The sequence below is a fragment of the Bacteroides sp. AF20-13LB genome, from assembly GCF_003603065.1.
GTDB classification, from domain to species: Bacteria; Bacteroidota; Bacteroidia; order Bacteroidales; family Bacteroidaceae; genus Bacteroides; species Bacteroides uniformis.
In genome coordinates, this window is the sequence record NZ_QTMH01000001.1 from 390057 (window position 1) to 402503 (window position 12447).

9 protein-coding genes and 1 pseudogene are annotated in these 12447 nt (G+C 48.1%); 3 read left to right on the forward strand and 7 right to left on the reverse strand.

What is annotated here, in order from left to right:
• Positions 1–172: 172 nt before the first annotated feature.
• From DWX62_RS01485 to DWX62_RS22430, 5 genes and pseudogenes are all read right to left on the reverse strand, one after another.
• Positions 173–658, reverse strand: coding sequence for a DUF3836 domain-containing protein (locus DWX62_RS01485; RefSeq protein ID WP_005834518.1), 486 nt, complete (start codon positions 656–658; stop codon positions 173–175).
• A 222-nt stretch (positions 659–880) separates the two neighbouring features.
• Positions 881–1822: a bifunctional riboflavin kinase/FAD synthetase gene (locus DWX62_RS01490; protein WP_005830540.1), complete on the reverse strand. Its 942-nt coding sequence runs from the start codon at positions 1820–1822 to the stop codon at positions 881–883.
• Complete coding sequence (locus tag DWX62_RS01495; RefSeq protein ID WP_005830542.1) at positions 1806–2426, reverse strand: HAD family phosphatase; 621 nt, start codon at positions 2424–2426, stop codon at positions 1806–1808. Before DWX62_RS01495 ends, DWX62_RS01490 begins: the two co-directional genes overlap by 17 nt.
• A 2-nt stretch (positions 2427–2428) precedes the next feature.
• Positions 2429–5113 (reverse strand): calcium-translocating P-type ATPase, PMCA-type, encoded by a 2685-nt coding sequence (locus DWX62_RS01500; protein ID WP_120172534.1) that lies wholly within the window; start codon positions 5111–5113, stop codon positions 2429–2431.
• Positions 5114–5203: 90 nt separating this feature from the next.
• Positions 5204–5592: pseudogene (locus DWX62_RS22430) on the reverse strand (HAMP domain-containing sensor histidine kinase); the annotation flags it as partial.
• A 173-nt stretch (positions 5593–5765) separates the two neighbouring features.
• Here DWX62_RS22430 and rd point away from each other — a divergent pair.
• Positions 5766–5927 (forward strand): rubredoxin, encoded by a 162-nt coding sequence (gene rd / locus DWX62_RS01510; protein WP_005830549.1) that lies wholly within the window; start codon positions 5766–5768, stop codon positions 5925–5927.
• Here rd and DWX62_RS01515 read toward each other — a convergent pair.
• Complete coding sequence (locus DWX62_RS01515) at positions 5924–7621, reverse strand: Na/Pi cotransporter family protein (RefSeq protein ID WP_005834507.1); 1698 nt, start codon at positions 7619–7621, stop codon at positions 5924–5926. The genes rd and DWX62_RS01515 overlap by 4 nt on opposite strands.
• Positions 7622–7704: 83 nt before the next feature.
• Here DWX62_RS01515 and DWX62_RS01520 point away from each other — a divergent pair, with 83 nt between their 5' ends.
• Positions 7705–9378, forward strand: coding sequence for a nucleoside kinase (locus DWX62_RS01520; protein WP_005830553.1), 1674 nt, complete (start codon positions 7705–7707; stop codon positions 9376–9378).
• 42 nt (positions 9379–9420) lie between these two features.
• Positions 9421–10926 carry a sensor histidine kinase gene (locus DWX62_RS01525; RefSeq protein WP_005830555.1) on the forward strand — a complete coding sequence of 502 codons (1506 nt, stop codon included), beginning with the start codon at positions 9421–9423 and terminating at the stop codon, positions 10924–10926.
• Positions 10927–11027: 101 nt separating this feature from the next.
• On the opposite strand, the gene DWX62_RS01530 is transcribed toward DWX62_RS01525, so the two are convergent.
• Positions 11028–12401, reverse strand: a complete 1374-nt coding sequence (locus DWX62_RS01530; protein WP_005830557.1) for an aminopeptidase P family protein — start codon at positions 12399–12401, stop codon at positions 11028–11030.
• Positions 12402–12447: the final 46 nt, after the last annotated feature.

Below are 12447 nucleotides of genomic sequence, written 5' to 3' on the forward strand. Positions count from 1 at the left end.
TCGTCTAAAAGTTCGCAAAGATAGGAATTTTCTCTGTCAATCCGTCAAGCTGTGGCAACAAGTCCCATCAGCAGCACCATCACTGTAGAAAGTGACAATACCAATAGTGTAATACTCATGAATGCTCTTCTCATAACCTAAACCCCTCCCTCATTTCTATATTGTTCTTCATTTATTTTACTGCCAGGAGCAATACGTCTTCCTCCGCAGTGGCATGTTCCACCAACAGATTCCAGTCGTTGTCCTTCTTACTCCATTTGTAACTCAAGTAGTTGATGTCATCTCCCGCCTGCAGATAAACAGCTTTTTCCTTCACATCGGAGTAGGCATTCGTCTTGTTGTCCCACAAGGCATATTCCACATCCGTACCGGCTTCCGTATAATTGTAGTTCAAGCAATAGAAGCGTTCAAACGCCTGCTCAATCTCGTTCCATCTCAACGCCTCCTTCTGTATCGTACGCCCTTGGGCATCATAGGTGAAATTGTATTTCAAATGGTTCTGCAGAAACTTACCGTTCTCTACTTTATATACAATTTGGGACTCCACCTGATTTCCGTTCATCACTTCATTATAGGCAAAGTTTTCCTGGATATTACCACCAAAAGCATTTATCACTACTGTCACTACAAAAATTGTTGTCATTACTAAAGTTTTCATACCGTTATTGTTTTATTAGTTCTTTATTTTGTTTTTCGATAATCATTTATCGTTTTTCGATATGCAAATAAAAGGCCTTTTTTTGATATGACAAAGAAAAACAGAAAATATTTATCGAAAAACAATAAAAAAAACGCGTTTTACGATAAATATACAGAAAACAAACACTTCAAACGGGAAAATACATAGAACTGCAAGGGGATAAATGACCTCGCCTTATGTTTATAAAGAAAGAATGGATTTAATCTCCACCTCGTCACGGTGAAGCTGGGCAATAAGTTCTTCTATACTGTCGAATTTCAGTTCAGGACGGGTGCGGCGCACAAAGGAAAGACGCATCGGCTGCTGATAAATATCAGCATCAAACCGGAATATATGGACCTCAATACTGCGATCGGGTCCGTTCTCCAACGTAGGCCGGTAGCCAATGCTTAGCATACCGCCGTACTCCTTGCCTTCAACACAGACACGGACGGCATACACACCATCGCAGGGAATCAGCTTGTCAGGATCGGAAACACGGAGATTAGCCGTAGGGAAACCTATCTTACGCCCCACCTGATAGCCACCGACAACCGTACCGTCCAAAAAGAAATCATATCCCAGATACTCGGCAGCTTCCGAAACGTTTCCCTCCAGCAACAGACCGCGAATAGCCGAGGAGCTGACAGTAACCTCCGTTACCGATGTCTCCTTACTATAAGAATACGCGCGCGCAAGAAGCACCTCCATACCCAATTCGCGACCATAGTGCACATAGTCTTCAAAACCCTCGCTGCGGTTATGCCCGAAACGATGGTCGTACCCCACTACCAAAGCTTGTATCTGATAGCGATCCTTCAGTATGGACATGAATTCCCGTGCCGAAAGCCGGGCTATTTCAGGAGTAAAATCAAGCATCATGCAATAATCCACCCCAGTCTTGGCAAGCAGGGAAACTTTCTCATCACAAGTGGTCAATAACTTCGGATGATAATCGGCCTGCATCACTTTACGCGGATGTACCGGAAAAGTCACGACCGACGAAGCAAGCCCACGCCCGGCAGCTACCGCACACACTTGCTCTATCAGGTAGCGGTGTCCCCGATGTACTCCGTCAAAGAAACCGATAGTGGCTACACTTGGACGGGAACCAATGTCCGATGTTTCACAAAACAACTGCATGTCTCCAATCCTCGTGGGCCTTTGGCGTATAGGTAGAAATACCCAACGCCTCCGCTGTCCGGCAATTGGCCTCAGAATCGTCAATGAAAAGAGTCTCGTTGGGAAGAATACCGGTCTCATCCAGTACTTTCTGAAATATATCGGCATCCGGTTTTGCCATCTTCATCTCATAAGAGAGATAGATATGCTCAAAAAAGTCCTCCGCACGGAAAGCCTTGTAGCGAAACGCGTGCAGACACGACCATTGCCAATGGATTTCATTGGTGTTGCTCAGCAGATAGACCACATATTTTTTGCGCAGTTCCAACAGTAAATCCAATTTAAAAGTAGGAATACTCACTAGGAAACTGTTCCAGGCGTCATCTATCTGGGCATCAGTCACCGGTTTCCCTATCTTTCCACGAATCACTTCCCGGAACTCCGCACTGGTAATCAACCCTTTTTCATATTTCTGGAAGAAATCCTGCTGGTGATAGAGGTCCAACATGACTTCCACGTCCGGCAATCCCAGCTTTCTGAAATTCTCTAAACAGCGCTGGCGGTCCAAATCAATCAGAACTCCGCCAAAATCAATAATAAGGTTCTTGATTCCTCTTCTTTTCATCACTATTTCTGTGTTAAACGTCGGATAAGGCGAACCAGTTCACCTATCCACAAAACAAACGAAGTAGAAACGACAATCGTCATCCAAGTCATAAAATCGAGCGGCACTGTGCGGAATACAGCTCCACCAAACTGTACAATCAGTATCTGTCCGCCCAAAATGGCAAGTATAATCAGCTCCATGCCATAAGATTTGGAAATGCCCTTGAACGCCGAGTCCGAAGTGCCGAACACACGCGCATTGAACAAGTTCCAGAACTGAAGCATAACAAAGAATGTGAAGAACACAGTCAGCCGATAGGTAGTCATCCCTCCCTCCTCACTGTTAAACCAGAAGAGCATTCCCATAAGTAACACCAGGAAGGCAGTCCCCATTCCCAGAATGTAATACCTCATGGACTTGGTTATAATGAAATCCGTACTCTTACGCGGCTTTTCCTTCATCACGCTCTCACTGGGTGGAATGGACGCCAGGGCCAGGGCCGCAAACGTATCCATAATCAGGTTCACCCACAACATCTGCGTGACGGTCAAAGGAAGCGTCGTACCCACCAGTGAGCCCAGAAGAACGATAAACAAAGCCACAAAATTGATAGTCAGCTGAAAAACAATGAAACGCTGTATATTTTTATATAAAGAACGTCCCCACATCACGGCCGTGCCTATACTGTTGAAGGAGTCATCCAGCAGCGTGATGTCGCTGGCCTCCTTGGCAACGGAGGTTCCAGTACCCATCGAAAGTCCCACTTGCGCATGGTTCAACGCAGGAGCATCATTCGTGCCGTCACCCGTCACAGCCACTACCGCACCTTTCTGCTGCAACAGTTGCACCAGACGCTGTTTGTCTGTGGGGCGTGCACGCGACATTATCTTCAAGTCCATCACACGGTCCAATGCCTCCTCATCCGTCAATTCGGCAAATGCAGCTCCCGTAATGCGGTTCTTTTCCGTATCCTCCGGTTTCCACAGACCAATCTGACGTGCTATCTCGGTAGCTGTACCCGGTGTATCTCCCGTCACAATCTTCACTCCGATACCTGCCGACTGGCATTTGGCAACGGCCGCAGGCACATCCGGACGGATAGGGTCACTGATGGCAACCACACCGAGGAACGACAAGTCATTTTCAGCAACCAATGACACACAATCAGACGCTTCCGCATCATCCACAATCTTGAATGCAAAGCCAAGTGTACGCATAGCCATATTCTGGTAGTTGAGCAACTGAGCCTCCACTGTAGAACGGTATTCCACCGCATCCACACGCTTGCCGTCCAACATGACATCCTTGCATTTACCCAAAACAATCTCGGGAGCTCCCTTCACATACAGCACCTTCTTCCCAATCAGGGGGGATTGCACCAGGGTAGCCATGAATTTCCTTTCCGTAGAGAAAGTCAGCTGGTCGATAACCGTAGCTTTCTCACGCAGCGCCAGATAGTCGCATCCTTGGCTGTTCAGCCAAAGCAGCAGTGCCACCTCCGTGGGGTTACCCACCCCTTTCGGCTTCTCGCCAGTCACCTCTTCTTCCAGAAAAGCAGTGGAGTTAGCACTGATACCTTCCATTACCAGCTTGCTGAGGTCATCATTCCCCAGCTGCCCGTTATTCTTCAAACCATAGAAATTGGGTTCATGCACCTGCATCAGATTTTGGGTCAATGTACCGGTCTTGTCGGTACAAATCACTGTAATGGCTCCCATCGTCTCGCATGCATGCATCTTGCGCACCAGGTTGTTGGTGGAGAGCATGCGGCGCATATTCAACGCCAGACTGAGTGTCACGCTCATCGGCAAGCCTTCGGGCACAGCCACCACAATCAGGGTAACCGCCATCATAAAGTATTGCAAAGTAGCCTGCAAGGCCGGCAGCCAATCACGGAAGGTATGAAATGAAGAAAAGTCATAGACCAGTACCACATCCTTTACAAAAAAAATGAGAAAAGCCAGACCCGCTACGGAAAAGCCAATCTTTCCAATCAGATTGGCCAATTTGGTCAGCTGGATATTCAGCGGAGTAGGTTCCGTATTCTGTTCGGTACTTTGACGTGCCACTTTACCGATTTCCGTAGCATCGCCCACAGCCTCCACACGCATGGTGCCATGTCCGTCCACCACCGTTGTACCGCGTAAAATGCGGTTGGAAGCATACGTAGCCTCTTCGTCAAAGTCGGCTTCTACGGTAGTTTTCGTCACTACCGGCTCACCGGTCAGATTCGATTCGTTCACTTGCAGGGAAATGGCTTCCAGCAATTCACCGTCCGCCGGAACCTCTTCACCGGTTTCCAGCACCACGATATCACCCACCACTACATCTTTACGGGGAATCTCCTGCACATGTCCGTTACGAATTACTTTCACCAAAGTTTCTTCGTTCACTGCGTTCAGCAGGTCAAACTTCTTACCGGCATCATACTCAAAGAAGAAACCGATACCGGTAGCCAGCAAAATGGCTACTATAATGCCGATAGTCTCGGCATATTCATTCTCTACAATGGAAATAATCAAAGAAAACAGAGCGGCAACCAGCAATACCCTTACTACGGGGTCCTCAAACTTCTCCAGATACAATTTCCATAAGGAAGGCCGTTTAGGAGGCGTCAATAAATTTACTCCATGTTCCTCGCGGCTCTTCCGCACTTGTTCGTCGGTCAGCCCGACATGATAATAATCATCCTTTATTGCAGCCATGCAAGTCTTTAGGTTTAATTTTGGAACGCAAAAATACAATAATAATCCGGGAAAACAATACCTATATAATGATTAGTGATTAATTGACTGTCATCGATTCTCTTTTTCCCTTACCAGTTTCGGTCCGGTTGCAAGCTCCCACGGCAATGTGAACCAGAAAGTCGAACCTGCCCCCTCTTCCGATTCCACGCCTATTTCGCCTCCCTCAATTTGCGGACAATAGTCTGGCAAATGGAGAGCCCCAGTCCGGTACCTTCCTTTCCCTGCTTCAGCTTGACGAAACGTTCAAAAACATGTGGCAACTTCTCCTAAGGAATACCGGTTCCCGTGTCTTTTACGTAGAAATAACTTTGCACAATTTCCAGTAACAGTATCTCCTCCTCGCCCGTCGATGCAGAGGCCAGCAATTCCGAGAATCCGACAATTACGTTCAACGGAGTACGGACTTCATGGCTCATATTCGCCAGAAACACCGATTTGGAACAGTCGGCATTTTCTATGGCATCCCGCATAATCGCCCAGAACAGCTTGTCGGCCATTTTCATAAAATGTTGTTTTAATAAGAAACAGAAATAGACTATTTTGTTCAACAATAGAACAAAAAGGGCTTTTAAACGTTATTATAGGAGAATAAACCTAAAAAAAGAAATTTATGGAAAAGTACATTTGCACTGTATGCGATTATGTCTATGACCCTGAATTGGGCGACCCTGAAAATGGAATAGAACCGGGAACATCTTTCGAAGACCTTCCCGAAGATTGGGTTTGCCCCTTGTGTGGAGTAGGCAAAGAAGAATTTGAGAAAGCGTCCTAAGACGCTTTCTTTTCTTTTATATCGCTGCTGGCTTCCACTACATTCACCACATAATCGCCCAGCTTTTCACATTCCGCAATGATGTCCATATAGTAAACACCCATCTGGTAATCATATTCCTTGTTGTTCACATCCAAGATATTCTGGTTCTTCAGCTGATTGCGGTAATTATTGATTTCGTTCTCCAAATTAAAGGACTTGTTCACATCCGCGCCTGCATGCTCCGGATGTTCCACCACGACAATCATCTGCTCCAAGGCATCATCCGTCAGCTTCATCATGAAATGGATATGCTCGTACTGCTTCTCGGTGAAATCCTGGTTGGTCTGGCGCTTGCGGTTGATGGTACGTGCCAGATTATAGCAACTGTCGCCGATGCTCTCTATCTCCGTCACTTCACGCAGCATGGCACGTATCTGCAACTTACTTTCCGAACTCAGGCGCCCTTCGGACACTTGATTCAGATAATTGGCAATCTCCAGCTCCATGCTGTCACTGATATTCTCGTACTTCTCCACACGGCTGAACACTTTGTTGAAATCATCATCCTTCTCCGTATGCAGCAAGTCCTGCACCATTCCGAACATACGGCGGGTACGTTCGGCAAAAAGATGTATTTCCTTGCTTGCCTGCAGGATGGACAGCTCTGCCGTAGAAAGCATACCGCCCGAGATAAAACGCAAGCGATATTCCTCGTCCTGCTCCTTCATTGGAATAATGGCACAGACCGTACGTTCGATAAACTTCACGAACCATATCAATATCAGCACGTTGCAGATATTGAAGCAAGTATGGAATGCCGAAAGCTTGAAGGATACGGCCACAGCCGGATCTTTAGTACCCATCACGTTCTCTACGAACCATGACACAGCCTCGGTAAAGGGGGTGAAAAGACACAACACCCATATCACACCAAACACATTGAATACCAAATGAGCCAAAGCAGCCCTCCTCGCCTGCGTATTACCGGTCAGCGCCGCAAGGTTTGCCGTGATGGTTGTACCGATATTCTCTCCCAAAACCAGTGCTGCCCCCAATTCGAAACTAATCCAGCCGTTGGCGCACATAATAAGCGTAATGGCCATAGTTGCCGCAGATGCCTGCACAATCATGGTCAACACCGTACCGATACCCACAAAAAGGAGTATGGAGATAAAGCCCATGTCGGTATAGTCCTGCACAAATGACAGCATATCAGGATTTTGGCTCAAGTCAGGAGCATTGTTTTTCAAATAGGAAAGCCCCATGAACAAGAATGAGAAACCGAAAATAAATTCACCGACAGACTTGCGGTTACTTTTTTGAGAGAAGAGGAGAGGAATGCCGAAAGCAAGAAGAGGAAGAGCAAAGGCGGCAATGTCCACCTTGAAACCTAAAGCTGAAATAATCCATGCCGTAACAGTCGTACCGATATTAGCACCCATTATGACACCTATGGACTGTGAAAGCGTTAACAACCCCGCATTGACAAAACTTACAACCATCACCGTGGTTGCAGAGGAAGATTGTACAAGTGCTGTAATCAGCACGCCCGTCAACACACCGGTCACTCTGTTGGTTGTCATTGCGGTCAATATCTTCCGCAGTCTGTCACCGGCAAATTTTTGAAGCCCCTCACTCATAATCTTCATTCCGTAAAGAAACAGTGCCAATGAGCCGAGTAGCTTTAAAAAATCATAAAAAGAATATTCCATCTTTAATTATTTAAGGTGTTTCATTCCTTCACGTGTTATAATGTCCTATATTTAACGTGTCAACCCACTAAAAACGAGACATCATGAAACACATGTTACAAATTTGTTGCAAAAATAATAATATTTCTAAAGAATTCCCTATAGGGAGCTCACTTTTGGATATTTATTACGGTTTTAATCTAAATTTCCCCTATCAGGTAGTCAGTGCAAAGGTCAACAACCGTTCCGAAGGGCTGAATTTCCGTGTATACAACAATAAGGATGTAGAATTTCTCGACATACGCGACTCCTCAGGTATGCGCACCTATGTCCGTTCCCTCTGCTTCATTCTTTACAAAGCTGTCAGCGAGCTGTTTCCGGAAGGAAAACTGTTCGTAGAGCATCCGGTATCCAAAGGTTACTTCTGCAACCTGCGCATCGGCCGCCCCATAGAGCTGGAAGATGTGGCAGCCATCAAGAAGCGGATGCAGGAAATCATTGCCGAGAACATCCCCTACCACCGTGTAGAATGCCACACCACCGAGGCTGTACGCATCTTCAACGAACGGGGCATGAACGACAAAGTGAAGCTGCTGGAAACTTCCGGCTCGCTATATACCTATTACTACACACTGGGCGACACCGTAGACTACTACTACGGCAACCTGTTGCCCAGTACCGGATACATCTGGCTGTTCGATATCGTGAAGTATTACGACGGCCTGCTGCTACGCATCCCCAACCGGGCAAACCCCGATGTCCTGGAAGAAGTGGTGAAACAAGAGAAAATGCTTGACGTATTCAAGGAACACCTGCGCTGGAACTACATTATGGGACTGGGCAACGTAGGGGACTTCAACATGGCTTGCGAGGAAGGCCATGCCACCGACCTCATCAACGTGGCCGAAGCCCTGCAGGAAAAAAAGATAGCCCAGATTGCCGATGACATCTACCACCGCGGCGAAAACGGAAACCGGGTGAAGCTCGTGCTCATCTCCGGCCCCTCGTCTTCCGGAAAAACCACTTTCAGCAAACGCCTCAGCGTGCAGCTGATGACCAACGGCCTGCGTCCTTACCCCATCTCGCTGGACAACTACTTCGTAGACCGTGAAGACACCCCGCGCGATGAGAACGGCAATTACGATTACGAATCGCTCTATGCCCTCGACCTTGAGCTCTTCAACACCCAATTACAAGCATTGCTCCGTGGCGAAGAAGTGGAGCTGCCCCGCTTCAACTTCAACCTCGGGAAGAAAGAGTACAAGGGAGACAAGCTGCGCATCGACGAGCATACCATCCTCATCCTGGAAGGAATCCATGCCCTGAACCCTGAACTGACACCACAGATTCCCGCCGCCAGCAAATACAAGATTTATGTATCCGCCCTGACCACCATCTCGCTGGACGACCACAACTGGATTCCCACCACGGACAACCGCCTGCTGCGCCGCATCATCCGCGACTTCAACTACCGCGGCTACTCGGCACAAGAGACCATTTCACGCTGGCCCAGTGTACGTGCCGGCGAGGACAAATGGATATTCCCCTACCAGGAAAATGCCGACGTTATGTTCAACTCTGCCCTCTTGTTCGAATTCGCCGTGCTCCGCTGCCACGCAGAGCCCATCCTTACCAGTGTTCCACGGAACTGTCCGGAATACGCAGAAGCCTACCGGTTGCTGAAATTCATCAAATATTTCACCCCCGTGCAGGACAAAGAAATTCCACCGACATCCTTATTGAGAGAATTTTTAGGAGGCAGTAGCTTCAAATACTAAGTTTTTATTCTAACTTTGTGAGCAAATAAAACAAACGTACACATGAAAAAAATTATTTCGATACTTCTCTTAGCGACTTTCTGCATCTTTACTCAACTCCATGCGCAAAACCGTGCAGACGAATTGATGAAACAAGCACAAGAAAATCTTACGAAAAAAGAATATATCAAAGCCCGCTATCTATTCCTGCAAGCCTACAATGCCTTTGCCACGCAAGACAAGTATGCCCAGGCAGTGGAATGCGGCGTCAATGCCAGCGCCCTCTACCATCGGGAGAATTACTATAAAGAAGCTTTTGAACTGCTGCGCGGTGCCGAGCAAGTGGTGGCAACCGGCGAACAGAAAACGGGCAAGGCCATGCCCAACCTACGTTTCCGCATCAACAAGGAACGCCTGCAGATGTACATCAACCTGAAAAATCCCGCACGTGCCAAGGAACAGCTGACCAAACTGGAAGAGACCGCCAAAGCCTCTCACAACGACTCTCTGAGCAATGACCTGCTTTATACGCAGGCCAACTATTACTACACCTTCGGCATGAACACACAAGGTGATGCGGCTACCAACCGCCTGATAGGGCAATATAAGGAACAGAAGAACTACGCCAAAGTAGACGAATGCTACAAGACTCTTATCAGTATCGCCCGCAAAGCAAACAATGCCGGACTGGTGGCACGCACCTACGACAAGTACATCCTATGGACCGACTCCGTAAAGGCGCTTACCGCCCAAGAGGAACTGAACGCCCTGAAGAAGAAATACGATGAAAGCCTGGCCACTATCCAGGAGAAAGATGATTCCCTAAGCGCCAAGCAGTACATCATCATCGGGCTTTGCATACTCGCCGCCATCCTTGCCGCCGCACTGGTATTCGGCGCCATCGTATTGCTGCGTTTCATCATCCTCACCCGTAAACAGAAGAAGGCCATCAGCATTGCTAATGAGCACAATGAGCTGAAAACCAAATTTATCCAGAACATTTCCGCCCAAATGGAACCGACACTGGACACGCTCGACGCCTCACTGCCGGGCGTAAAAGCCCTGCATGCATTCTCCAACCATATCCAGGAACTGTCCGAATTGGAAACCACCTTGTCCGAACCCTACGAAGTGCAGGAGAAGAATATCTCCACTTTCTGTGAAGGCATCATGGACAAAATCAAAGGAATGACACAAGAAGATGTCACCCTGACCGTGAATGCCCCCAAATTGAATGTGAAAATCAACCCTGAGCAACTGGAACGCGTCTTGCTGCATTTGTTGGAAAACGCCGCCGAGTACACCCCTGCTGGAGGAAAAATATGGCTGGACTTCAAGAAACGCGGTGCGCACACCCACCAGTTCATCATCAGCGACACCGGTTGCGGCATTCCCGAAGAGCAGCGCGAAAACATCTTCAAGCCCTTCACCGAAGTGAAAGACCTGACACAAGGCGACGGTCTGGGACTTCCCATCTGCTCACTGATTGCCACCAAGATGAACGGCAGCTTGACACTAGACAGCAGCTACAACAAGGGAGCACGGTTCGTACTGGAACTGCACGCATAAACCATACATAATACAATCTGTATGACCCCTAAATTTGAGAGCCGCTTGCCACCGGCATTATCGGGACAAACGGCTCTCTGTGTATATTAAGGATGTGGTTGTCAACGCAACGCTTCCACCTCTTCCGGTGTCAGTGGAATTTTCTTGCCCAAGCGACGTGCTCCCGTTTCGGTAATCAGATAATCCTCCTCATTACGGATGCCGCCGAAATTGCGGTATTCTTCCACCTTATCGTAGTTGATGAAGTCCATGAACTTCTTCTCTCCTTTCCATAAGTCAATCAGCTCGGGGATGAAGTAGATGCCCGGCTCAACCGTATGCACAAAGCCCGGTTCCAGAGGGATGGCAAGACGCTGGCTCTTGCGGCCGAACTGCGTACTCTTGGGCTGACCGTCATAGCCTACCCAGAGCTCACCCAGGTTCTCCATATCGTGCACATCCAACCCCATCATATGGCCCAGTCCATGGGGATAAAACAAGGCATGCGCCCCTTCGCGCACGGCATCTTCGGCATTGCCCTTCATCAACCCCAGCTCTTTCAGCCCCTCCACCATCACTTGGGCGGAAAGCTCGTACACCTTCATATAGGGAATGCCCGGGCGAAGCGCTTTAACAGACTCCAGATGCATGGCGTTCTGGATTTCGTAAACGGCACGCTGGCGTGGAGTAAAAGTCTTGTCCGCCGGCACGGTAGACGACATGTCACCACAGTAACCCGAAGGCAGCTCGGCGCCGGCATCAATCAAGAAGAGGTCTCCCGGTTGCACCCGGTTGCCGTGATAGTGGTTATGCAGGGTCTGGCCGTTGACAGTAGCAATCGTGGCAAAAGACAGCTCGCAGTTGTTCATCTCGGCGATACGGTTCATTTCGGCCACAACCTCGTATTCGTACATGCCCGGACGAAGCACCTTCATTGCGGTGATGTGCATGTCAGCAGTCACGTCGCATGCCTTTTCTATTTCCGCTATTTCTTCTGCCGACTTGTAGTTGCGCTGTGCCACCACCGCACGGATAAACGGTACAGACCCTTCCTGACGTGCCGGAGGAACACCCAGCCAGTCCATCAGTTTCAACTTATGCTCGGCACGATAAGGGGGCAAATAATGGATGGTCTGTCCCTTCTGTACAGCCTTGTGCAGATAACCGACGATGTCGGCAAAAGGACGGGTTTCGGAAATTCCCACAGCAGAAGCCTTTTCGTGAAGGGTGGGCTGGGTACCCATCCAGACAATATGGTCGATGGTCAGCTCATCGCCAAAAATGATTTCTTTATCTTCATCTATGTCGATGAGAGCTGACAGCCCGGCAAACGACAAGCCAAAATAGTAGAGAAAAGTGGAATCCTGGCGGTAACGGAAAGTATTGTCCTCATAGTTCAAACCTTGTTCATCGTTACCCAAAAACAGTAACACTCCGGAGCCTATCGTTTTTTTCAGCTGGGCCCTGCGCTGCACATACGTTTCTTTAGCAAACATAACATTCCTTGTTTTAGTAGTTATAGGACAAAGATAGGAATAATCT